Source organism: Clostridioides sp. ZZV14-6345, assembly GCF_020657775.1.
Taxonomy (GTDB): domain Bacteria; phylum Bacillota; class Clostridia; order Peptostreptococcales; family Peptostreptococcaceae; genus Clostridioides; species Clostridioides difficile_D.
On record NZ_JAGWCX010000003.1, the window covers coordinates 19,139 to 42,232 of the forward strand.

Below are 23,094 nucleotides of genomic sequence, written 5' to 3' on the forward strand. Positions count from 1 at the left end.
CTTTGTTTCCTAATGTCAAAAGAACATTTCTTATAATACTTCTTTTATTACTCTTAAAGCATTTTTATAGTATATCTTTTCTATCTCATCTTCACTAAATCCTTCTTTTTTTAAAGGTTCATACAATTTACCCATTTGTGATATATCTTCAATCTCAACCTTTGAATCTATTCCGTCAAAATCTGAACCTAGAGCCACAACATCTATTCCTCCAACATTTACAATATGTTTTATATGTCTAACCATATCTTCAAGTTTACTTTCACTTTTATCACTTAAAAATAAGTGGAAGAAGTTAATACCTGTAACTCCACCTTTATTTGCTAATACTTTAATCATATCATCAGTTAAATTTCTAGAATGGCTCATCATTTTTCTTGAATTAGAATGTGTAGCAACTATTGGTTTAGAAGAAATCTTTGCAATTTCATAAAATCCACCATCTGAAATATGAGAAACATCAACTATCATTCCTAATTCATTCATTTTATGCACCACTTCTCTTCCAAAATCAGTAAGTCCTTTTTCTTTATACTCTACTTTATTATGAGGAAAACTCAATTCATTCACATGATTCCAACTTATTGTCATCATTCTAACTCCTAAGTCGTAAAATTTCTTTAAATTCTCTATTTTACCTTCAAGTACTGCACCTTCCTCAATAGATAAAAGTGCTGTAAGTTTACCTTCTGATTGATTTTTCATAATTTCTTCATAATTAGTGGCTAAAGCTATTACATCACTATTTTTTTTCATTTCCTCATGAAATTTACTTGCCATACTCATACAGTAATCAAAAGGATGCTTTACTTCTTCAGTATCAACAAAAAGAGCAAATGTTTGAGCTAATGAATCCCCTTTTTTTAATCTGTCTATATCAACAGAATATTTGTTAGACTTAAGTTCACTTGTCTCTACATTTTCCATTAATTTTGCTATAGTATCACAATGTAAATCAATAAATTTCATATTTATACCCCCTGTATATTTTATATTTATATCTAAAAATAGAAATAGTTGTCCTTATAGACAACTATTTTTAATATTCTTTTTGATGTTACTTAATCTTAGTCTTCTTTTAAGTTAGGTATTACTTTTTTAACTTCTTCAATTTGATGCCATGTTTTATCTATATCATTTTCACTAATATATTTTTTTAAATCAGTTAAAGATGTAAAATCTTTAACTGATAAATTGTCATCATCATCCGCAAATCTTAAAATAAACATGAGACTACCTTACTTTCCACAACATTTCTTATATTTTTTCCCACTTCCACATGGGCATGAATCATTTCTTCCTATTTTTGCTTCTTTAACTATTGTTTTAGATTTCTTGTAAGCCTTTATTATTTCTTTTCTTTGGTCTGCTGGTAGTATTTCTTCCCAACCTTGTAAATTATATAGCCAATGAGCTTCAACAGTTACCATATTGTTATATAATTTTTCCCAATCTATTTTTATAGAAACTTCTTTATCAGCTTCTACATCTTCTAAAACTATACCTTCTTTTAAACTTTCACTTATTCCATCTATGAATCCCATGAAAAATTCATTAGTAGTTCCAAATTTTTCAGCTAATTCACTTACTTTCCCTTCAACAACATCCATTTTATTATTTAATATTTCATTATATATTCCAGCTTCAATTTTTAAATATTCTTCCCAGAATTTTACCTCTGCTTCTTGACTTTCATGATTATCACTTAAATTTCTCCATTCAGTATATAAACTCATACTTTTTCCTCCTAAGTATACCTATATTTTTATAGTATAAAATCTTTTAGTTAGATTAGAAGTTTCTTCTTTTTGATTATACCATATTTTATTTAAAGTTAACTCTTACATTATATCATAATTAAACAATTCTTTTAATACTTTTATAGCATACTCTTGATTTATAAAGTAAGGGCTTGTCGCAATTGTTATTATTTTGGCTTTTTTAATTAAGTTTTTTATCTTTTCTAATTTGAAATCAAATGGTATATAGTCCATATCACTTGAAAATATATCTAAATCTATATCAAGGACAAATTCTGATTCTATATCTAAATCAAATCCATATGAACTGTCTATTATTATTAATTCTGAGAATATGTTATGTTTTAAAGCGGGTTTTATAAAACTTCCTACATTTAAAACTTCATTTGTATACCTGAATACATCTTTTATATTATTTATATCTACATTATAGTTTTCAGGTTCTCTAGTATCCTTATGTTGGTCCACATGCACTAACTTACATCCTCTTGTAAACTCATCCTTCAGCATAGATTTTACCCAAAAATAAAATGCATGATTATGATTGTCAAATACATATATCTTTTTATTTCCCAGGACATATTCGACCATATTCTTCAACCCTATTGCTTTTATTTCCTTATTCTCATCTATTTCATTAAAGACTACCTCATTACCTAACATTACATCATTCAATGTACCATTTATAAGCTTTGGAACATATATACTCTTACCTTCTCTTTTTTCATATGAAAACACATTATTTCCAACTGGTTTTTTTATATAAAACCCAATATATTCATACTTTTCCATAAAAGTTAAATTCCTCCATTATTATAATATATAAGCCTAAATTCACCTATTTTTGTATTCTCCTCATAGACAAATTTATGGTATTCTTGGTGACTAACACTAATATCTTCTCTCAATATGTATTATACAATAAGTATAAGATATATTTATAAATTAGTATTATTTCTTGCGTAAACATAAACGAGATTATCTCAAAATTGATTTTTTTCTAATCAAATTTTAAGTTCAACTCATTTTTGAGTTTTTGTATGTTATTTTTTATTACTTCTTTTTCAATTAATATCTTAAATTTTAATATTGAGGAAATTTGAGTACAAGAAATAGAGCCTATGTATTTTTTTAAATTACTTAAATAGCTATTTCAAATCAATATCCATTTCATTTATTTTCACCATCCTTTACTTTTCTACTCATATACATTAGTCAACAGAGCAATAATATATTCTAATTTGAATTTGTTCTAAATGCTTTAAGATATTCTGATTTTTGATCAATATCCTTATCTCCAATTTCTATTAATTGTTCAACACTTAAATTATCTAATTTTTCAGACTTACCATTAATATTTTTATTAGAAAATACTAATGGTACTTTTAATAAAAATACAATTATCATTAAAATGATGGACTTATTTTTTTATTTAACATATAATCCTCGTTTTATAAAAACATCTAATACTACTAAAAAAAATAGCCATACAAATCAATCAAAGCAATATGTTTATACATTTTATTCAAATTTTTTATAGGTATATTTAGTTTTAGATATCCATAAATTTTCCGCTTTATTTGTATCTAAATTATGTTAGGAATAATTTATGAATACTTAATACATAATAAAGCATATAGGAGTGGTATCATATGAAAAAGAGCACCATATGTTTTTTATTAGTTACAATAATTAGCTGTATTACTTCATATACGTTAGTTGATTTAAATAATTCATCACCTGTATTTAGTGATACACAAAACAATACATCCTTAGAATTGATGTACTTTAACAAGTGGAAAGGCAAGTCATGGATAACTCTAGGTGATAGTATAACAAGGGCTAATGGATATCAGGATAAACTTAAGAATATATTAGGATTCTCAAGAATTGATAATATGGGTGAAAATGGTCAAACAATGGTATCCCAATCTAAAAATAAGTCAACATATACACTTGGAAAGACAATTGATTATAAGGTATACGATTTGGCAACAATTTTTACTGGAACTAATGATTTTAGATATAATAAAAAACTTGGAAAAATTAAAGCTAGCGGAAGTGTTGAGTTTGATGAAACTACCTTTACAGGGTCATATCAGCTGTTAATAGAGAAAATATTGTCATCAAATCCTAGTATAGATTTGGTTTTAATTACTCCGCCCCAAAGAATTCGTGATGGATATGATATTGACTTTACCAATGAAGTTGGAAGTAAGCTAATAGATTATGTAAACGTTATAAAATCTTTAGGTCAGATGTATTCGCTTCCTGTATTAGATTTATACTCTGAAGGTGGGATATCAAAAAAGAATATTAGTACATTTACAAGAGATGGTCTTCATCCAAATGATGTTGGATATGATCGTATATCAGATAAAATGTATAGATTTTTATTAAGCATATAGCAAAGAGAGAAGATTAACTCTTCTCTCTTTGTTCTTTCATTACATCTATCATCATTTTAAAATCTCTTGTATTGTACATAAACATGACTAAATCGGCCTCACTATCTCTTATAATATCATCAATAGATATATCAAGTTTATCAATATATCTAGGATCTACTAGTTGCACCTCTGAGAATATATCCGCGAACAACCATGATGTAGGAGCTTGATATGAATCTCTTATAATAAGTATTTTTTTATCAGATAATGCATCTTCATTTCTAATTTTTAAAATAGAGCAAGCATTACCAAACATATATGCACCACCATATAAAATGTCTTCTTCATTTTTACGAGTAGCTATAACATCTTCTTCCTTGCATTTAGTTTCTGTTTTTCCATCAAATTTATAATATTCGTAATTAGGCTTATCTTTTAGATGAACATATGGAATAGTCTCATCTTCTTTAACTAGTTTATTTAAATTTTTATTGAAACTTCCTAGAAAATATCCTTTATCATACATTGTTTGGGTATAGTTATCCCAAGAAATATTATTTACTATATTCATATCTTCAATTATAAATTTAAAGCCTTCATAAGCTCCTATTCCATTCCAGTGATGGTCTGTTTTAAAATACAAGCCTTCTCGCTGAGATTCATTAAACTCTTTTAAAAAATGTTCATCTACATCTATAGAGTTTATAATTTCTAAATCCAAATAACTTTTGAAAGCATTTTTATTATTAATATCATTTTTTAATCCATCAGTATATTTGGGGTATAAATGTGTTAACATACTTTCTTTATTTGGAGTAGAAATATAATAAACTTTTTTATTTGAATCAGCTGCTATTTTAGATAATTCATTTATTTCATTTGCAGCATCTTTTAATTCTTTTTCAGTCATTGATTTTGATGGCATTGGCATAATCCAGTTATCATCTAGTAAATAATAGTTTTTAATTTTATTTTTACCAAGAACTATTTGTGCCTTAGAGTATATTTCAGATAACTCTTCTCTAAATGGAAACTGGTCTGAAAAATAACTTTCAAATTTACTTGTATATTTTTCAAATTTAAAATCTTGTAGAGTTGGTTTTTGAGCCAACGTTCTATTTTCAGATTCACTAATTTCTTTATCTTTGCTTACTATGTGTATAAGGAATGTTCCTATTATTATAACTACAAAAGGAATTGATATCCACTTTGATTTCTTATTATTCATCTTAATTGTCCCCCCTTAGAATCTGAAATATAAAAATGGATTATATGTAGAATTTATCAATATTACAACCACTATAAACATTAGTGCCACTAAAAAAGTTGAATGAAGTACGTATACAAAATTACTTTCAACCAGCTTTTTAGTTTTTGATTTTAATATTGACTTAAGCTTAGGTATTATAGGTATTGCAAATATAATAGATAAAATTATAATATATCCATAATCATTTATATACATAATAAAGGAGTTATTATATATTGGACTTGAGCCAATTCCAAATAAAACTTGTACAAATTCAGATGCTTGTACTATATTATCTGCTCTAAAGAATACCCATCCAATCATTACTATTAGTACTAAGTATATATGTCTAAATATCTGTGGTACCTTTTTTAGTAATTTATCTAAAAAGGCTTTTTCTATACTAATTAAGATTCCATAATATATACCCCATGTAAGAAATGTCCAGTTAGCACCATGCCATATTCCTGTTAAAGACCATACCACAAATAAATTTGTATACTGCTTAATAGGAGAAACTCTATTTCCACCTAAAGGTATGTATACATAGTCTTTAAACCAACTACTTAGTGATATATGCCATCTTCGCCAAAATTCAGATACAGATTGTGATATGTATGGATAGTTGAAGTTTTCAAGAAAATCAAATCCAAACATTTTACCAAGACCTATAGCCATATCACTGTAACCTGAAAAGTCAAAGTATATTTGAAGTGTATAGCATATTATTCCCAGCCACGATTCAGCTATTGAAAGATTAGCTATATTTGCTGAAAAAACTCCATCTGCTACCACACCAAGTTGATTTGCTAAAATAACTTTCTTAGCTAGTCCACATATAAATCTATTTACTCCAACTGCAAATTTTTCATTAGAATGAGTCCTCTTACTTATTTGCTCATCTACAGTTCGATACCTAACGATGGGACCTGCTACAAGTTGTGGAAATAAACTTACATATAGCCCTAAGTCAAATATATTTTTTTGAACGCTTCCATCTTTTCTGTACACATCAATTACATAACTCATTGTTTGGAATGTGAAAAATGATATACCTAAAGGTAGTGCTATTGTTGGAATGCTTATATGAGCATTAAATAAAGCATTAAAATTGTCTATAAGGAAATTAGAATATTTAAAAATCACCAATAATGATATGTTAAAAATCACAGATAATGTTAACCACAATTTCTTTTCTTTCTTATTATCTGAAGATACTTTAAGCCCAAACATATAATTGATTGCTATAGACCCAAGCATTAAGAATATATATCTAGGTTCCCCCCATGCATAAAAGAATAGACTCATAAGTAATAACACAAAATTTTTAAGTTTATCATTAACTAAAAAATAAAGTATAAAAACTACAGGTAAAAACGCGAATAAAAATGTTAAGCTACTAAAAATCATATTTTTATATCAATTTAAATCCTCTAAATTGATATATTCACCTCCTTTAATTGACACCTTTATGGATCTATTTTATTATATAACTACACTTGAACAAACTTTGTTTAAAAAAAATGTATAATAGTGGACTAACATAGTTATATTTAGATACAAAATGTATTAGTATGTAAATTTAAGTAAGAGTAGGACTTAATTTTATAATTAGAGCCATCTCTTGATAATCATGAAAGTTATTTTTGACAGACTTATTCCTTATATAAATATAAAATTATATAAACGCATAAAATCATAATATTTTTCTTGAATCTAAGTCTATTTTATATATTACTTATATAGGTTAACATAATAACATAAAAAACATATTTTGCAAATATTTTTAATTTAATTGTAATTATTTGTTATTGAAAATATTATTTATATATACTCATCTCGACACAAAATCTTATAATAACGAGTCGCACCTGGAAATTTTCAAACATATTGTAAACACTTATTTACATAGATTTTTCATTTCTAACTATAAATTCGTTATATTTCTAGTTGTGCAAATAAATTTTCTAGAAGAATAAATGCATTGTGTTATTTTTTGCCCAAAAAGGGGATAACTCAAAGTTTTATTTTGAGATATCCCCATATAAATAAGTATAAATATTTAAGCAATCTTGTTATTCAAATTCTTATTTTCTCTTTTGTTTATCTTATTTAAAGCATAAGTGGCAAATATACCTATAACTGCACATACTACAGATAAAATAAATATATATGTATATCCTGTTTGTCCATATTTATCTAACCAATTACCTGCAATAGTGTAATAAAATGCGTCTGGAGAAAATCCTATAAATGACGCAAATCCAACTACTGCTCCTGTGGTTTCTAAAGATATATTAGACTCTGAAACAGATGCAAAGTATATACCTCTAAATCCAAATAATATTACACTTAGTATTATCATGTTTATTACAGCTATCCATATAAATCCTGCACTCTTAGGAATAACCAAGTAAGCAGCTGTGCTCACTGTCATTAGTATAAATCCTACAAACATTACTCTTATAGATGAACCAACTTTATCTGTTATGACACCAGCAACTGGAGATGCACCCATTTTTATAACATAAGTTCTGATTATTGATAGAGCTGAAACTAGAGTCATTGGCATTACGTAAACTTCTGATAAGTATGGACTTAAATAAGTTAAACTTGAAAATACTAAATAAGTTGAAAATATTATAAGACCAATCAACCAAGCCTTTGGCATTGTAACTACTTTTAATAATGACTTAATGCTTAATCCTTCGTCTGATGTTCCACTATCTTTTTTATCTTCTACTAAGAAGAATAGAAGTATACCACATATTATAGATGCTGCAGAATATAACCATACTACATATTTGAATCCTACTGTTATTTCAGCAAATTTACCAAAAAAGTAAAGACCTATAAAAGAAATTAATGTACCTGATACACCTGATAATCCTTCATAAAAACCAAATATTCTTCCTTGCTCTGACTCACTTCCTTGCATTCTAACAACCTTAACAGATGCTGAGAAGAAAGTTAATATAGTCGTAAATCCCCATAATACAAATATTAAAAGTATCATACTATATGATGGGAATGTAGAGAAATAAAATCCAAGTATTCCTGAAGCAATTAAAGAAAAAGTTATCAGTTTTCTAACTGAGAATCTATCTGCAAACCATCCTCCTATAAAATAAGATACCATTCCTACTAATCCATATAAACTTAATAAGTTCCCTATTTGTGTATGACTTAATGCTAAAGCCTGTTGCATTGGGTCATAAAATGATGATTTCATATATGGTAAACTATACATAGCTGTTGTTCCAAATGCCAATATGAATATTATTAAAAATCTTTTAACATTACTTTTGTTTTCCATTGATTCTCTCTCCTTAAAATTTTATTGTTTATAATCTCATTCATGTAATTTTATTTTAATTTTTTTATTGCTTGTTTGAAGTCATTTATTATGTCATTTGAAGATTCTAATCCAACAGCTATTCTTATTAGATTTTCTCCATTCATTTGAACCAATGTATGTTCTTCCCCTAAGCTTGTTGCTATTGTTGCAAGCTCTAAAGAATTCATTAATTTTCTACTAGCTTGGTCTCTTGTCAAACCATTTATACCATCCTTAAGTTTAAATGAAACTACCCCTCCACCTAAACCATTCATTTGAGTTTTACAAAGCTCATATTGAGGATGAGATTTTAGTGCTGGATATTTTACTAATTCTACATTTTCTTCTTTCTCTAAAAACTCTGCTACTGCTAATCCATTTTCACAATGTTTTTTCATTCTCATATCTAATGTTTTCATACCCCTTAAAATCATCCACGCACTCATTGGTGGTAAAGATGCTCCTGTAAAACAACATAAACTTGGCCATCTAACTAAATCTATCAATTCTTTTGAGCCTGCTACTGCTCCTCCTAAAGTATCCCCATGTCCATTTATAAATTTAGTAAGACTATGTATTACTAAGTCTGCACCTAAATCTATTGGTCTTTGCAAGATTGGTGTACCAAAAGTACTATCAACTATAGCTAAGCTTTTATTTTCATGAGCAATTTCTGCTATTGTTTTTATATCTACTAAATCTAAGGATGGATTTAAAGGACTTTCTATATAAACTATCTTAGTATTTGGTTTCATTGCATCTTTTACATTTTGAGGATTTACTGCATCTACAAATGTAACTTCAACTCCAAATTTAGATAACAATTCAGACATAAATAATTTAGTATGTGAGAATATTCCATCTGAGCTAACTATATGGTCTCCACTTTTTACTAATGCCAATATAGTAGATGTTATTGCTCCCATACCTGATGTACTAGATATAGCGCTTTCTGCATTTTCAAGCATAGCTAACTTAGCCTCTAACTCTGTAAGTGTTGGATTACACTCTCTTGTATACACATATCCCCATGTCATACACAACTCTTCAAAATGTTCTACTGTCTTTGCAGCAAATGTTGCTGTTTGACATATTGGTGTAGCTAATGCTCCTGTTGCTGGGTCTGCACTATGTCCCCAATGTATTATTTTTGTCTCTAAATCTTGATTAATATTATTACTCATTTTGATTCCCTCCTGTTTTGATTTATCTATACAACGTTTTCCCAGCTAAATTTCACCAATTTAGCTTATCCTTAATATATTTTTTTAAGTATACTTTTATATTTGTTATAATTCCTAAAAATCTGACACTTATTTTGTTTTTTTACAGTTCTAATTATAAACTCTATAGTAACTATAGAGTCAATATATTTTTGATATTTTTTTTACAATGTTTAAAATTTTTGATACAAAAATAGGTATATCTTAGAATAACTAAGGTCATTCTAAGATATACCTATTTTTATACTATATATTAAATAATTTACATAAAGCATCAACTTTTTATATCATACATAAGTTTTTCAATATTTATTACCTTTTCATAAATGCATTACAGTTAAGGACTTTAATATTACTTAATATTTATAACAAAATATACCTTTATAAAATTATATAATTTAAAAATATCCTATAAAAAGTTAAAAAAGTTTTTCTACTTATTAAATCTAAAAATAAGATTATTTAAAGGCATAAATATATTTAGTTTACTTATACCTCTAATATTTCATAAATTATGCCTCATTAGATTGACTTCTTAGCACGAATAAGTGTACTCTTAGATATGCCAGTCATCTTCACAACCTCTCTATAGGATTTAGAATTTAATAATCCCAATGCATATTGTATCTGTTGATTGCTGTATTTCTTTGGTCTACCATCTTTAAAATCTTTTTTCTTCCTAGCAAATTCTTTCCCTAATTGAGTACGTTCTATTATCATGTTTCTCTCAAGTTCTGCAACTGCAAGTAATGTAGTTAGAAAAAACTTGCCCATTGAAGTATTTTCTAAGAGACCTATATTTAAAATATGAACACTCACTTCTTTAGCGAACAAACCTTCTATTAGTTGTATCCCTTCTGATGTACTTCTCGCTAGTCTATCTAATTTAGTAGCAACAAGTAAATCTCCCTTTTTTAGAGATGATATAATTTTTTCAAATTTAGGTCTATTTGTAGTAGTACCTGTATAAGTTTCCTTTATTATTTTAGCATCATTATATTTGTTCAATATTTCTTGCTGTTGCTGATACAGACTGTTATTATCTGTTTGATTTTTTGTACTTACACGGCAATATCCATATATAATAATCATCACTTCCTAACATAAATATTTAGTACAGAAGTTACTCATAAGTCTGTATTTATTTATCTTTATCCATTTTACTAAAACGGTTTTTTAGTGTCAATACTGTTAACTTTTGACACCATAATAATTCCTTTATAATTTGTTTGACTATGTCAAAAATTACCAATATAATGAAATTAATGAGTCTATACAAATTGGAGGAAATAATATGAATAGTCTGTTAAAAGAAGCAATAGATGAATTAAAAAACATCCATTGCGGAGAAGTTTTTTTATTAAAAGAATTGTTCAAAGGCTATGAATGGAACAGGTTGGAGATGAATATCAGATTAAAATTAGGAAAGCTTTTTTTGTATGAAGTGGTAAGTAATCCCAATTTGAATGTAGAGGTCATAAATAAAAACTCTGCTTATCAGCAAATGTATAAAAAAAAATAATCACTTAAATGTATATAATAATATAATCTTCTTGTTGATTCAAAAGTTAAAACTTTTAATACAAAACAATCGTGCTATTTTAATATTTATCAATATGTCTAAGTTTATAGAATTAGTACATATAAATAGTATTGTTTAAATCACATTGTTTAAGATAGATAAATCTTAACCCTACTCCAGCATAAATACTAAAATAGGGCTTAGAATTATCTATATTTTTATCTCATAAAATGTTTAGCCCTTCCTCTTGATTGAACATATATATCTGGGGAAATACAATAAAAGCGTGAATTTATGAAATTTCCAAAGTCAGAAAACTTCAACTTAAACTTAGGTATTCCAAAGCTTTCAGGTGCTATCTCATCAACCCCAAAATAGATGACAATTCCACCATCTGTAAGATAAAAAGCTTGGTCTTCAGGTACAACTAATTCAACATTAGAATAATACATTTCTCTATTTTCATTTATTTGAGATTTTATATAATCAGTTATTATATTTATATAATCAACCCTATCTCTAAAAATATCACCAAGCAAAAGTTCCTTTCCAGTTGTCAAATCTATATTGTAATTATTCAATGTATTGTATTTAGGTCCAGAGTTATTAGTAAATCCCATAAGGTTTAATATCATACTTAGTACATAATTTTTATTAAAAGTAACTGCGTAATTAGTGGATACCCAATAACTTTGTTTTGGAAGTGAATTTTGAGAAGCTGCATTATTATATTCTTGTTCTTCTTCCTGCAAACCGTTTTTAAAATTATTTACAGTCATTCTTACAGCATTGTTTATGTTATTTAAAATAACTGGGTTTACGTACGTAGATTGATTTCTAATATTGTATATAACAGGATACTTTACATCATATGAAAAATACTTACTTCTTTCAAAGTCTTCATTAAATTGCACATATAATATATTATATGTACAAGTATTTGTGGATTGATAATTTTCCATTAAAATCCTCCCCCTTTTATAAAAAAATCAGATACAATATAATATGCTTAAAACAGTAATAATGTTAATAGTAAATGTAAAGAATAGAAAGTATCTAAAACAGCAAAAAATGACTAATTTTGTGGTATAATACATAGGATTGAGAGTTATTTTATAGGAGGAAAAATATGTTATTATTAGCAGATAAATGGAAAGATTATGAACTTATAGATATGGGAAATGGAGAAAAATTAGAACGTTGGGGTAATTATGTACTTAGAAGACCAGACCCACAAGTTGTATGGCCAATGGAATCTGAATGGGCTTTATGGAAAAACCCTCATGGACATTATCATAGAAGTAATAAAGGCGGAGGTCAATGGGAGCACAAAAAAAGATATCCAGAACAATGGACTATAAATTATAAAAACTTAAAGTTTCACATTAAACCAACTGGATTTAAACATACTGGATTGTTCCCAGAACAAGCAGCTAACTGGGATTGGATGATAGAAAAAATAAAGAAAGCTAACAGACCTATAAAAGTGTTAAATCTTTTTGCATATACAGGTGGAGCTACTGTAGCTTGTGCATCTGCTGGTGCAGAAGTATGTCATGTTGATGCTGCAAAAGGTATGGTTAATTGGGCAAAAGAAAACATAGAGTTATCAGGTCTTAAAAATCAAACAGTAAGATTTATAGTAGATGATGTTGTAAAGTTTGTTGAAAGAGAAATAAGAAGAGGTAAAAAATATGATGCAATAATAATGGACCCACCTTCTTATGGAAGAGGTCCTAAAGGAGAGGTATGGCAAATAGAAGAAAAGTTATATAGTTTTGTAGATTTATGTATGGGAGTTTTATCAGATAACCCTTTGTTTTTCTTGATTAATTCTTATACAACAGGTTTTTCTCCAATAGTTCTTGAAAATGTATTGTCTACAACAATAGGTAAGAAGACAAATACAGGAGATGTATATGGTGGAGAATTAGGAATACCAGCTTCCAGAGATGGTAAGATACTTCCTTGTGGTATATTTGGAAGATGGGAGAAAAAATAATGATAAAAGTCATATATGAAGATAACCATTTATTAGTTGTAGAAAAACCAGTTAACATATTATCTCAGGGAGATAATACTAATGATAAGGATATGGTAAATCTTTTAAAAGACTATATTAAAAAAAAGTATAACAAACCTGGAAATGTATATATTGGTTTAATACATAGATTGGATAGACCAGTAGGTGGAGTTATGGTTTTTGCAAAAACATCAAAGGCAGCATCTAGATTATCTGAGCAAGTGAGAAATAAGAGCTTCAAAAAAACCTATCTAGCTGTTGTTCATGGCAAGATAAAATCTAGTTCAGATACATTAAGGGATTTTTTATATAAGAATAAAAAGACTAATATGGTAACTGTAGTGAAAAAAAATCATACAGATGCCAAAGAAGCTGAACTTAACTATAAAGTATTAGACTTTAAAGAAAATTTAAGCTTAGTTCAAGTTAACTTAAAGACTGGTCGCTCTCATCAGATAAGAGTTCAATTTTCAAGCAGAAAACATCCATTATATGGAGACCAAAGATATGGAAAAGAAATAAATAAAGTTGGACAACAAATATCTCTTTGGTCCAATAAGATAGAAATCTACCATCCTACTACAAAAGAAAAAATGGAGTTTACATGCCATCCACCTGATAAATATCCATGGAATATATTTTAAATCTCAAATGAGGTGATTATATGAGTAAAAAATTTTCAATAGGTGAAATGTCAAAGCTTCATAAAATAAGTATACAAACACTAAGATACTATGACCAAATAGGTTTATTTAAACCTGTTCATGTTGATAAAGAAAGCAATTACAGATATTACTCAATTGACCAATTTTCACAATTAGATATTATAAAATACTTAAAGTATTTAGGTATGCCCTTAAAAGAAATTAAATCAAAGCTTGATGAAAATAATGAAGAAATTCTAAAGCTACTGACTAATAAAATTAATATAGTGGACGAAAAAATTAAAGAATTAGAACTAATAAAAAAAGTGCTAAGTGCAAAGAAAGAAACCATGGAAAAAGGTATGAAAGTGGATGAAGTCGGTAAAATAGTGAGAAAACATATCCCACGAAGAAGTATCTTATCTATAGAATATGAAGAAGGATTAAGTAATGAAGAAACTATGGAACTTTCCAGAAGACAAATAGCAAATATACTAGAAGATAATATATCTGTGTTTTATGGTGGAGTAAGTGGACTTGTATCTATAGATAAATTTTTAAAAGAAGATAAAGTTATTTATGACAATAGTTTTGTAACTGTTGAAAGAGATTTATTTGATATAAAATCACAAAAATATATAACAGAAATTTCAGCTGGTGACTTTATTTGTATGACATATAAAGGGTCTTACAAAGAAAACTATACTGCTTTTAAGAAACTAGTTGATTATGTTGAGTATAAAAGAATACCTATTGAAAATTATATATATGAAATACCTATAATAGACCCTCTGTCTACAAACAACGAAAAAGAACTTCTAACTGAAATTCAGATACAAGTTAAAAAAAGAGAAATTGACTTAAGATGCCTGGTATAGTAATTTAGTTTGCTTATAAATCTTAATATAGTTGTCTATTATCAATATACGGTTTCTCTGGATTGTGATTACTCACAGTGAACTTTTTAAGAAAACAGGTGGGAACATGGATAAAGCCAATTCCCACCTGTTTTTAATCAAGCCATATCATCACGAAGTGCGTCAATAATATTTTCTTTTTTTATTTTATTAATAGTATACAACATTGTAATGAACACAATAAATAGAACACTAAATATACTAATTCCGATACTAGCCCATGGAATCACAAAATCGATATCATCTGTAACCATTACTTTATGAATTAGTCAGGACGAAATTACTGCTATAGGAAGGCCGAAAATCAACGCCCTTATACCATAAAAAGCACACTCAAAATTCATCATCTTCTGGAAATCATGCTCAGACATTCCTACTGAACGAAGCATGGCAAGCTCTCTACGGCGTAGCTTGATATTAGTTGAAATTGTGTTAAACACATTGGCAATCGAAATCAGAGAAATCATAATTATGAAAGTATATGAAAACACATTGGCAATAAAAATGTAATTGCGATTCTCATCCATCATTCCATACATATTTGTTAAAAATGTTCATTAACGGTTCACCTTCCTATCATCACGCACTACTTTTCCATCTGAAATGCAGATAGTTCTATCTGCCTGTAGGGCAATATTTTCATCGTGTGTGACAATGATGAGAGTCTGGTGATATTTGTTATGGCTTTCTTTTAGTAGATGGATAATCTCCTGTCCGTTTTTGCTGTCTAGGCTACCAGTAGGTTCATCTGCAAGCATAACTGCTGGTGCATTCATCAATGCACGACCAATAGCAACACGTTGCTGCTGACCTCCAGAAAGCTGGTTTGGCAAATGTGTTTTTCTTTCTTTTAAGCCAAGTTATTCTAACAGTTCATTTAACCTTTCTTGGTTAACCTTACGCTTATCCATAAGTATAGGTAGAGTAATATTTTCCACCACATTTAACGTTGGTGTCAGATTGTGAAACTGATAAATCAATCCAACTTGTCGCCTGCGGAAAATAGCAAGTTTTTCATTGCTCTGACCATATACATCCTGCCCCTCCAGATATATCTTTCCACTTGTTGGTACGTCCACGCCTGCGATGGAATGTAGCAATGTAGATTTACCAGAACCAGAGGAACCAATGATTGCAGTAAACTCTCCTTTTTCAACAGTAAGTAAAACACGGTCGAGTGCAGTAACTTGGTTTTCATTCTTACCATAGACTTTGCATAAATCTTCAATTTTTAAAAATTCCATTATATAAGTCTCCTTTCATATTTTATAAATATATCATAGGACTTTCAATTTAAATCTCCCCAAATTTTTGTTCCTTTTGGTACATTAATTTGTAAAGTTATATTGTGTAGTTCCATGGGAATTAGAAATTGGTGAAGTGCAGCACTAATCAAATTATTTACATCAATTTCTTCTTTTTGAAAAACCACAATACCTGCATCCAAACGAGATAATTTTAAAAGTGAAGTAATCAACCAATCCATTCGCACAAGCAATTCCTCTGTTTCCCTTATCAAATCTTTTCTCTCCTTTTCATCAGGATTATTCTCTAACAATGACAAAATAAGAGTAACTGATGTAAGGGGAGTACGGAGTTGGTGGGCGATGTCAGCCAGTGAATCGGCAAGATATTCTTCACTTTGTAGAATGGAAAGTTCGCCTTCCTCTGATTCAGCGATATATAAGTGGTCAGCATTATGAAGCACAATATCGATTTGTTCTGAAATATGTGCAATGCTTTCGTATCGGTTTTTAGTAAACATGAAAAACACAGTTCCAAATGCAGTGGCAAGTATCCCAGTCATAACATTGATTGCAAATCCCAAAGTTACAGTAACAATAGTTATTAATAAAAATAAAATGGCAAACTTCTGAAACTCTTTATTTCGAAGCATACCCTACCCCCAATCTATACCCTGTCCCACGAACAGTCAAAATTATTTGTGGACTTGAAGGGTCGTCTTCTATCTTCTCTCGCAAGCGTTTGATGTACACAGTCAATGTATTGTCATTAACAAACTCGCCTGCTGCATCCCACAATTCGTCAAGCAATCTGACCCTTGTAATGATACTTTTTGGATTGCTAATAAACACCAACAACAAGCGGTATTCTAAAGCTGAAAGAAAAACTTCGTTACCGTTTTTTTTAACAACACCAGTTGACATATCGACATAAAGCCCACAGATTTCAAAAGCCGACCCAAAACGCTCACTTTTTCGTAGTGCTGTTCTAATTCGAGCAATCAATTCACGTGGACGAAAAGGCTTGGTGATATAATCATCCGCACCCATGTTAAGCCCAGTAACAACACTCGATTCATCTCCTGAGGCTGTTAGAAAGATAACCGGAATCTCTTGCTTTTCTTTAATTTCTGTGCAAATCGTAAACCCATTTCCGTCAGGTAAGGAAATATCAATCAGTGCCAAGTCAAATTTATTCTCAGCAATCTCTACAAGGGCTTCACTTCTTGTGGGTACATGGGTTACTATAAACCCTTCTGAGTCAAGCAAAAGAATAAGATTCTTGGCAATTGCTTTATCATCCTCAACCAAAAATATCCGTTTCATTTACTTTCACCCTCCTCTGTTTTATTAGTTTTATATCTTCCAGCAGAGTAATAATACACTACTATTTTATCTATTATTCCAAAATTTTCAGTAGTTTCTTTTGTTCTTATATAATCCATACATAACACCTCCATTGATTTATTATATTTCTTATAACAGAAATATACAATCTAGGACAAAAAACATAATGTAAGTGCAACTATTTTTTAACTCACTAACTTATAAACATACACTCCAACGCACGCCACCTCCCTGATGATGTGCTTATCAATCTACATGTTTACTATGGTACCCCCATGTTAGTATACGCTTTATAATCGATACTTGAAAAATTAAGCTCGATGTTTTATTATATACTTATATATACCTTATAATACGATGTATATGATATAATAAAGTAGGTGAATCTATGGACTTGAATAAAGAAGTACTTAAGGGTCATATTGATACTTTAATATTATCAATAATAAATAAAGGGGATTCATATGGTTATGAAATAGCAAAAGTAGTTAGAGATGAAACAACTTTTGAATTAAAGGAAAGTACTCTCTATGTATCTCTTAAAAGACTAGAATCTAAGGGTCTAATAAAATCATATTGGGGAAATGACCAAGGACTTGGAAGTAGAAGAAAGTATTACAATATAACAGACGAAGGAAAAGAAAACTTAGAATTAAAGATTCAAGAGTGGGACTTTATACAAAGCGTTATTAACAAATTTCTAAAGAGAGGGAAATAGATTATAAAAGGCGAGAGCTTCTATAGCTAACGCCTTTAAAATAATTTAATACTATATAGTTGTCATGAATAACTGTAAATAAATTTGTGTAAAATAGAAAATTTATCACTTCTACTCAGCTATATTATAAACTTTTAACTTATCTTTGTTTAAATGTTTCTTTTTAACTTCTACCAAAGCTTTTAGTGTATCCAAAGATGTCATTATTTCAGTAGAAAATTCAATGGCTGTTCTTCTCATTTTAAATCCATCCCTTGTAGAGTCATTTCCTTTAGTAGGTGTATTTATTACTATGTCAACTTGTTTATTTCTTATAGCATCTAGTATATTTGGTCTAGGCTCTTCAATTCTATTTACTATATCTGCCTCTATTCCATTTTCTCTTAAACTCTTAGCTGTTCCTTCTGTAGCAACAAAAGTATATCCTAACTCTTTCATATCTTTTGCTATCTCTATAAATTCATCTTTATCATGATTATTGACAGTAGCAAGTACTACCCCTCTTTCATCAGACATATGTCTACCTGCCGCCAAGAATCCTTTATATAAAGCTTCTTCTAAATTTTCTCCTACACCTAGGACTTCTCCTGTAGATTTCATCTCAGGTCCTAGACTTACTTCAACCTTAGATAATTTAGACATTGAGAATACTGGCACTTTTACTGATACTAATTTTGGCTCTTTGTAAACTCCTGTACCATATCCTAAATCTTTTAATTTAGCCCCTAGCATACACTTAGTTGCTAAATCAACTATTGGTACTCCACTCACCTTACTTATATATGGAACTGTTCTACTAGCTCTAGGGTTAACCTCAATTATATATAATTCATTTTGGAATTCTATAAACTGTATATTAACCATACCAAGTACATTAAGGTCTAAAGCTATCTTCTTAGTGTATTCTACTATCTTTTCTTTTATTTCATCAGATATATTTTGGCTTGGATACATTGTTGTACTATCTCCAGAATGAACTCCAGCTCTTTCCAAATGCTCCATTATACCAGGTATCAATATATCTTCTTTATCACATATAGCGTCTACTTCTATTTCTCTACCAGTTAGATATTTATCTATAAGTACTGGATTTTTATGGTCTCTATCAAATGCATCATCCAAATACTGAATTAATTTTTCTTCGTTATAAGTTATTTCCATACCTTGACCACCAAGTACATAAGATGGTCTAACTAATACTGGATAGCCTAACTCCTTAGCAATTCCAACACCTTCATTAGTTGTCCATACACCTTTTCCTTTTGGTCTATTTATATCTAGTCTTTCTAGTAAATCATCAAACTTTTCTCTATCTTCTGCTGCATCTATATCTCTAAAGTCAGTTCCCAATATAGGTATGTTTTTTTCGTGTAAGAACTTAGCCAATTTTATAGCTGTTTGCCCACCAAACTGTAATATTACACCTTCTGGTTTTTCTTTTTCGATTATATTTAAAACTTCTTCTTCTGTTAATGGTTCAAAATATAACTTATCTGATGTATCAAAATCTGTACTTACTGTTTCAGGATTATTGTTTACAATTATAGTTTCTATTCCCATTTTTCTTAAAGATTTTACACAATGAACTGAACAATAGTCAAATTCTATACCTTGACCTATTCTTATTGGACCAGAACCCAATACTATCACTTTTCTCTTATCACTAACAACTACCTCATCATATTGCTCATAAGTTGAATAATAGTAAGGTGATAGAGCTTCAAATTCTCCTCCACATGTATCAACCATTTTATAAACTGGCTGTATATTATATAGACTTCTTAATTCATATAATTTTTCTGGGCTTATCTTCATTAAGTCAGATATACCTTTATCAGAGAATCCTTTTTTCTTTAATTCATGTAGATACTCTTTATCTAGGTCTTCTATTTTTAGAACTTTTAATTTTTCTTCTTGCTCTACTATCCATTTAAATTTGTTTATAAACCACTTATCAACACCTGTTATTTCTGATATCATTTCTACTTTATAGCCTCTTCTTATCATTTCAGCTAAATCAAATAATCTCTCATCATCAGGTACTACAACTCTAGCCTTTAATTCTTCTAATGTTCTACCTTCTGATGGTGCATGAACCAACGAATATTTTCCTGTTTCAAGTGATCTTATCCCTTTAAGAATTGCAGCCTCAAAGTTACTACCGATACTCATGATTTCACCAGTTGCCATCATCTTAGTACCTAATTTTCTATTGGCATGTCTAAATTTATCAAATGGCCACTTTGGTATTTTTACTACTACATAATCTAATGTTGGCTCAAAACAAGCATAAGTTTTTTTAGTCACTGCATTTTCTATCTCATCCAAAGTGTAACCTAAAGCTATCTTAGCTGCTACTTTTGCTATTGGATATCCTGTAGCCTTTGATGCTAAGGCTGATGACCTACTGACCCTTGGGTTTATTTCTATTATCGCATATTCTAAACTATGTGGGTTTAAAGCTATTTGAACATTACATCCACCTTGAACCTCTATTGCATTTATTATGTCTATTGATGCTTTTCTAAGTAATTGATACTCTTCATCACTTAGAGTTTGACTTGGTGCAACAACTATACTATCTCCTGTATGAACTCCAACTGGGTCTACATTTTCCATATTACATACAGTTATACAGTTCCCATTTCCATCTCTCATTACTTCATATTCTATTTCTTTCCAACCTTTTATACTCTTTTCAAGAAGAACTTGACCTACTGGACTTAATTGTAATCCATGTGTAAGAGTTTCTCTTAATTCTTCCTCAGTATCGGCTATACCTCCACCAGTTCCACCTAATGTATATGCTGGTCTTACAACTACTGGATATCCTATTTTGTTGGCAAATTCAAGTCCTGCTTCTAAATTTGTAACTATATCACTAACTATTACTGGCTGATTTATTTCTTTCATTACCTCTCTAAACAAATCTCTATCCTCGCCCTTTTTTATAGACTCTATAGATGTCCCTATAACTTTTACATTATATTTATCTAGTATACCAGCATCATGTAATTCTACAGCTAAGTTTAATCCTGTTTGACCACCCATACCTGCAAGTAAACTATCTGGTCTTTCTTTTTCTATTATTTTTTCTATAAATTCTATTGTTAATGGCTCTATATATATTTTATCTGCAATCTCTTTATCAGTCATTATCGTAGCTGGATTACTATTTACTAATACAACTTCAATTCCCTCTTCTTTTAATGCTTGGCAAGCCTGTGTTCCTGAATAGTCAAACTCTGCCGCCTGACCTATTATTATTGGCCCTGACCCTAATACTAAAGTTTTCTTTATACTATCTAATTTAGGCATAACTCATTCTCCTTATCTAAACAATTTTCACATCTCTTATCTTCATCATCTATATAATCAATTTTAATTACTTTATTTCATCTTAAATTTAAGTTTTCTCATTATATACATCTATATTAATTAAATCAATCTTTTTTGATTTAAGTTATTCTTATTTTTTAGTTATATATCCTAATATTATCTATTTTACTAACTCTAAAAATTTATCGAAAATATAGTCATTATCTTTTGGTCCTGGACAAGCCTCAGGGTGGTATTGAACACTGTATACATCTAGTTTCTCATGTCTCATTCCTTCAACAGTATTATCATTTAAATTTATATGTGTCACTTTCATGTGTTCAGGAACTTCTGAAACATAATACCCATGATTTTGAGAAGTTATAAAGACTTTTCCCTCTTCTAAATCTTTAACTGGGTGATTTCCACCTCTATGTCCAAATTTAAGCTTAGCAGTTTTTCCTCCAAGAGCTAAAGCTAAAAGTTGATGTCCTAAGCATATTCCAACTATAGGCTTTTTACCAATAAGAGCTTTTATATTTTCTATAACATCTTCTAAGTCTTCTGGGTCTCCAGGTCCATTTGACAAGAATATTAAATCAGGGTTTATACTTAATACATCTTCAGGAGATGTTGTAGCTGGAAATATTGTTACATCACATCCACGAGCTATAAATGACCTTAATATATTTCTTTTAACTCCAAAATCCATCACAGCCACTTTTGGACCATTCCCTTTTATATGCTCTACTTCTTTTCTTGTAACTGTTCTAACTGCTTCTGTATTTGAAAACTTATCCAATTTATGTTTAACATCTTCTAACTTGCTGTCTTCTAATGTAATTATACCTTTCATTGTTCCATTATTTCTAAGTATCTTAGTCAAAGCTCTTGTATCTATTCCTTCAAGACCGATAACTTTATTTTGTTTTAAATATTGGTCTATATCAATTTCACATCTAAAATTACTTGGAGAATCACTTTTTTCCCTTACTATGAATCCCTTTACTTGAACTTTTTCAGACTCTGCTGATGATAAATTTATACCATAATTTCCTACAAGAGGATAAGTCATAGTAACTATTTGACCATAGTAAGAAGGGTCTGTTAAAACTTCACCATATCCTATCATAGAAGTATTAAATACTACTTCTCCTACACTTTCTTTTAAATATCCAAATGCCTTTCCTATAAAAACTGTTCCATCTTCTAATATTAACCTTGCTTTCATATTACAGTACCTCCTAATAATTCTCTTTAGGCAAACTAAAGAACATTAACTAAATATTAGCTTTTAAATATCTATATATATTTTTCACTTTTACATTCTAGTTTTATACTTATTTACATTTATTTTTTATCTTTTTCTATTATACTACAAATTTCTTAAAAAAAAGAAGTT

Annotated in this window: 23 protein-coding genes and 1 pseudogene; 6 read left to right on the forward strand and 18 right to left on the reverse strand. The window is 29.1% G+C overall.

Annotated features, from left to right (window positions below; genetic code table 11):
- Positions 1-30 precede the first annotated feature (30 nt).
- The 5 genes from KGF39_RS01160 to KGF39_RS01180 all read right to left on the reverse strand — a co-directional run bounded on the left by KGF39_RS01160 (position 31) and on the right by KGF39_RS01180 (position 3,167).
- A complete protein-coding gene (locus KGF39_RS01160) occupies positions 31-969 on the reverse strand; it encodes a dipeptidase (protein ID WP_227820874.1) in 939 nt (312 codons plus the stop codon).
- A gap of 98 nt (positions 970-1,067) precedes the next feature.
- Complete coding sequence (locus KGF39_RS01165) at positions 1,068-1,229, reverse strand: hypothetical protein (protein ID WP_054275413.1); 162 nt, start codon at positions 1,227-1,229, stop codon at positions 1,068-1,070.
- A 9-nt stretch (positions 1,230-1,238) separates the two neighbouring features.
- On the reverse strand, positions 1,239-1,736 hold the full coding sequence (locus KGF39_RS01170) for an SEC-C metal-binding domain-containing protein (RefSeq protein WP_227820875.1): 498 nt from the start codon (positions 1,734-1,736) through the stop codon (positions 1,239-1,241).
- A 105-nt stretch (positions 1,737-1,841) separates the two neighbouring features.
- On the reverse strand, positions 1,842-2,552 hold the full coding sequence (locus tag KGF39_RS01175) for a UPF0489 family protein (protein WP_227820876.1): 711 nt from the start codon (positions 2,550-2,552) through the stop codon (positions 1,842-1,844).
- Between the two features lie 444 nt (positions 2,553-2,996).
- Positions 2,997-3,167 carry a hypothetical protein gene (locus tag KGF39_RS01180; protein ID WP_227820877.1) on the reverse strand — a complete coding sequence of 57 codons (171 nt, stop codon included), beginning with the start codon at positions 3,165-3,167 and terminating at the stop codon, positions 2,997-2,999.
- A gap of 245 nt (positions 3,168-3,412) precedes the next feature.
- On the opposite strand from KGF39_RS01180, the gene KGF39_RS01185 reads away from it, so the two are divergent.
- The gene (locus KGF39_RS01185; RefSeq protein ID WP_227820878.1) at positions 3,413-4,168 is read left to right on the forward strand and encodes an SGNH/GDSL hydrolase family protein; all 756 of its coding nucleotides are present in this window, start codon (positions 3,413-3,415) and stop codon (positions 4,166-4,168) included.
- 13 nt (positions 4,169-4,181) lie between these two features.
- Here KGF39_RS01185 and KGF39_RS01190 read toward each other — a convergent pair whose 3' ends face one another.
- The 5 genes from KGF39_RS01190 to KGF39_RS01210 all read right to left on the reverse strand — a co-directional run bounded on the left by KGF39_RS01190 (position 4,182) and on the right by KGF39_RS01210 (position 11,051).
- Positions 4,182-5,378, reverse strand: a complete 1,197-nt coding sequence (locus KGF39_RS01190; RefSeq protein ID WP_227820879.1) for an alginate O-acetyltransferase AlgX-related protein — start codon at positions 5,376-5,378, stop codon at positions 4,182-4,184.
- Positions 5,379-5,393: 15 nt separating this feature from the next.
- Complete coding sequence (locus tag KGF39_RS01195; protein WP_227820880.1) at positions 5,394-6,809, reverse strand: MBOAT family O-acyltransferase; 1,416 nt, start codon at positions 6,807-6,809, stop codon at positions 5,394-5,396.
- 652 nt (positions 6,810-7,461) lie between these two features.
- Entirely contained in the window at positions 7,462-8,715 is a 1,254-nt protein-coding gene (locus KGF39_RS01200) for an MFS transporter (RefSeq protein WP_227820881.1), read from the reverse strand.
- A 50-nt stretch (positions 8,716-8,765) separates the two neighbouring features.
- Positions 8,766-9,920 (reverse strand): aminotransferase class I/II-fold pyridoxal phosphate-dependent enzyme, encoded by a 1,155-nt coding sequence (locus KGF39_RS01205; protein ID WP_227820882.1) that lies wholly within the window; start codon positions 9,918-9,920, stop codon positions 8,766-8,768.
- 561 nt (positions 9,921-10,481) lie between these two features.
- Complete coding sequence (locus KGF39_RS01210; protein WP_079740218.1) at positions 10,482-11,051, reverse strand: recombinase family protein; 570 nt, start codon at positions 11,049-11,051, stop codon at positions 10,482-10,484.
- A 202-nt stretch (positions 11,052-11,253) separates the two neighbouring features.
- Between KGF39_RS01210 and KGF39_RS01215 the strand changes: the two genes are divergently transcribed.
- Positions 11,254-11,481 (forward strand): single-stranded DNA-binding protein, encoded by a 228-nt coding sequence (locus KGF39_RS01215; protein ID WP_054275421.1) that lies wholly within the window; start codon positions 11,254-11,256, stop codon positions 11,479-11,481.
- A 218-nt stretch (positions 11,482-11,699) separates the two neighbouring features.
- Here the strand turns inward: KGF39_RS01215 and KGF39_RS01220 are convergent, their stop codons facing one another.
- The gene (locus KGF39_RS01220) at positions 11,700-12,443 is read right to left on the reverse strand and encodes a DUF3298 and DUF4163 domain-containing protein (protein WP_227820883.1); all 744 of its coding nucleotides are present in this window, start codon (positions 12,441-12,443) and stop codon (positions 11,700-11,702) included.
- Positions 12,444-12,610: 167 nt separating this feature from the next.
- On the opposite strand from KGF39_RS01220, the gene KGF39_RS01225 reads away from it, so the two are divergent.
- Genes KGF39_RS01225 through KGF39_RS01235 form a run of 3 tightly spaced genes read left to right on the forward strand, consistent with a single transcriptional unit; the run spans position 12,611 to position 15,026 of the window.
- Positions 12,611-13,483, forward strand: a complete 873-nt coding sequence (locus KGF39_RS01225) for a class I SAM-dependent methyltransferase (RefSeq protein WP_227820884.1) — start codon at positions 12,611-12,613, stop codon at positions 13,481-13,483.
- Positions 13,483-14,148 (forward strand): RluA family pseudouridine synthase, encoded by a 666-nt coding sequence (locus KGF39_RS01230; protein ID WP_227820885.1) that lies wholly within the window; start codon positions 13,483-13,485, stop codon positions 14,146-14,148. The genes KGF39_RS01225 and KGF39_RS01230 overlap by 1 nt, the downstream gene beginning before the upstream one ends.
- Before the next feature lie 20 nt (positions 14,149-14,168).
- Complete coding sequence (locus KGF39_RS01235) at positions 14,169-15,026, forward strand: MerR family transcriptional regulator (protein ID WP_107595752.1); 858 nt, start codon at positions 14,169-14,171, stop codon at positions 15,024-15,026.
- A 308-nt stretch (positions 15,027-15,334) separates the two neighbouring features.
- Here the strand turns inward: KGF39_RS01235 and KGF39_RS20145 are convergent, their stop codons facing one another.
- From KGF39_RS20145 to KGF39_RS19780, 5 genes and pseudogenes are all read right to left on the reverse strand, one after another.
- On the reverse strand, positions 15,335-15,604 hold the full coding sequence (locus tag KGF39_RS20145; RefSeq protein WP_413927058.1) for an FtsX-like permease family protein: 270 nt from the start codon (positions 15,602-15,604) through the stop codon (positions 15,335-15,337).
- Positions 15,605-15,622: 18 nt separating this feature from the next.
- Positions 15,623-16,309, reverse strand: a pseudogene (locus tag KGF39_RS01245) (ABC transporter ATP-binding protein).
- 44 nt (positions 16,310-16,353) lie between these two features.
- A complete protein-coding gene (locus KGF39_RS01250; protein ID WP_413927001.1) occupies positions 16,354-16,962 on the reverse strand; it encodes a sensor histidine kinase in 609 nt (202 codons plus the stop codon).
- The gene (locus tag KGF39_RS01255) at positions 16,949-17,635 is read right to left on the reverse strand and encodes a response regulator transcription factor (RefSeq protein ID WP_054275429.1); all 687 of its coding nucleotides are present in this window, start codon (positions 17,633-17,635) and stop codon (positions 16,949-16,951) included. The genes KGF39_RS01250 and KGF39_RS01255 overlap by 14 nt, the downstream gene beginning before the upstream one ends.
- Positions 17,632-17,754 (reverse strand): hypothetical protein, encoded by a 123-nt coding sequence (locus tag KGF39_RS19780; RefSeq protein WP_054275430.1) that lies wholly within the window; start codon positions 17,752-17,754, stop codon positions 17,632-17,634. Before KGF39_RS19780 ends, KGF39_RS01255 begins: the two co-directional genes overlap by 4 nt.
- Positions 17,755-18,044: 290 nt before the next feature.
- Here KGF39_RS19780 and KGF39_RS01260 point away from each other — a divergent pair, with 290 nt between their 5' ends.
- Positions 18,045-18,374 (forward strand): PadR family transcriptional regulator, encoded by a 330-nt coding sequence (locus KGF39_RS01260; protein ID WP_227820886.1) that lies wholly within the window; start codon positions 18,045-18,047, stop codon positions 18,372-18,374.
- A 111-nt stretch (positions 18,375-18,485) separates the two neighbouring features.
- On the opposite strand, the gene carB is transcribed toward KGF39_RS01260, so the two are convergent.
- The gene (gene carB, locus KGF39_RS01265) at positions 18,486-21,692 is read right to left on the reverse strand and encodes a carbamoyl-phosphate synthase large subunit (protein ID WP_227820887.1); all 3,207 of its coding nucleotides are present in this window, start codon (positions 21,690-21,692) and stop codon (positions 18,486-18,488) included.
- A gap of 181 nt (positions 21,693-21,873) precedes the next feature.
- On the reverse strand, positions 21,874-22,923 hold the full coding sequence (gene carA / locus KGF39_RS01270) for a glutamine-hydrolyzing carbamoyl-phosphate synthase small subunit (RefSeq protein ID WP_227820888.1): 1,050 nt from the start codon (positions 22,921-22,923) through the stop codon (positions 21,874-21,876).
- Between the last annotated feature and the right edge of the window lie 171 nt (positions 22,924-23,094).

Coding starts and splice junctions, on each gene's coding strand:
- carB (WP_227820887.1), bottom strand. CDS start 21,692: ATGCCTAAATTAGATAGTATAAAGAAAACTTTAGTATTAGGGTCAGGG.
- KGF39_RS01255 (WP_054275429.1), bottom strand. CDS start 17,635: ATGAAACGGATATTTTTGGTTGAGGATGATAAAGCAATTGCCAAGAAT.
- KGF39_RS01190 (WP_227820879.1), bottom strand. CDS start 5,378: ATGAATAATAAGAAATCAAAGTGGATATCAATTCCTTTTGTAGTTATA.
- KGF39_RS01225 (WP_227820884.1), top strand. CDS start 12,611: ATGTTATTATTAGCAGATAAATGGAAAGATTATGAACTTATAGATATG.
- KGF39_RS01215 (WP_054275421.1), top strand. CDS start 11,254: ATGAATAGTCTGTTAAAAGAAGCAATAGATGAATTAAAAAACATCCAT.
- KGF39_RS01160 (WP_227820874.1), bottom strand. CDS start 969: ATGAAATTTATTGATTTACATTGTGATACTATAGCAAAATTAATGGAA.
- KGF39_RS01230 (WP_227820885.1), top strand. CDS start 13,483: ATGATAAAAGTCATATATGAAGATAACCATTTATTAGTTGTAGAAAAA.
- KGF39_RS01235 (WP_107595752.1), top strand. CDS start 14,169: ATGAGTAAAAAATTTTCAATAGGTGAAATGTCAAAGCTTCATAAAATA.
- KGF39_RS19780 (WP_054275430.1), bottom strand. CDS start 17,754: ATGGATTATATAAGAACAAAAGAAACTACTGAAAATTTTGGAATAATA.
- KGF39_RS01185 (WP_227820878.1), top strand. CDS start 3,413: ATGAAAAAGAGCACCATATGTTTTTTATTAGTTACAATAATTAGCTGT.
- KGF39_RS01250 (WP_413927001.1), bottom strand. CDS start 16,962: ATGCTTCGAAATAAAGAGTTTCAGAAGTTTGCCATTTTATTTTTATTA.
- KGF39_RS01220 (WP_227820883.1), bottom strand. CDS start 12,443: ATGGAAAATTATCAATCCACAAATACTTGTACATATAATATATTATAT.
- KGF39_RS01260 (WP_227820886.1), top strand. CDS start 18,045: ATGGACTTGAATAAAGAAGTACTTAAGGGTCATATTGATACTTTAATA.
- KGF39_RS01210 (WP_079740218.1), bottom strand. CDS start 11,051: ATGATTATTATATATGGATATTGCCGTGTAAGTACAAAAAATCAAACA.
- KGF39_RS01170 (WP_227820875.1), bottom strand. CDS start 1,736: ATGAGTTTATATACTGAATGGAGAAATTTAAGTGATAATCATGAAAGT.
- KGF39_RS01165 (WP_054275413.1), bottom strand. CDS start 1,229: ATGTTTATTTTAAGATTTGCGGATGATGATGACAATTTATCAGTTAAA.
- KGF39_RS01200 (WP_227820881.1), bottom strand. CDS start 8,715: ATGGAAAACAAAAGTAATGTTAAAAGATTTTTAATAATATTCATATTG.
- KGF39_RS01195 (WP_227820880.1), bottom strand. CDS start 6,809: ATGATTTTTAGTAGCTTAACATTTTTATTCGCGTTTTTACCTGTAGTT.
- KGF39_RS01205 (WP_227820882.1), bottom strand. CDS start 9,920: ATGAGTAATAATATTAATCAAGATTTAGAGACAAAAATAATACATTGG.
- KGF39_RS01180 (WP_227820877.1), bottom strand. CDS start 3,167: ATGATAATTGTATTTTTATTAAAAGTACCATTAGTATTTTCTAATAAA.
- carA (WP_227820888.1), bottom strand. CDS start 22,923: ATGAAAGCAAGGTTAATATTAGAAGATGGAACAGTTTTTATAGGAAAG.
- KGF39_RS01175 (WP_227820876.1), bottom strand. CDS start 2,552: ATGGAAAAGTATGAATATATTGGGTTTTATATAAAAAAACCAGTTGGA.
- KGF39_RS20145 (WP_413927058.1), bottom strand. CDS start 15,604: ATGTATGGAATGATGGATGAGAATCGCAATTACATTTTTATTGCCAAT.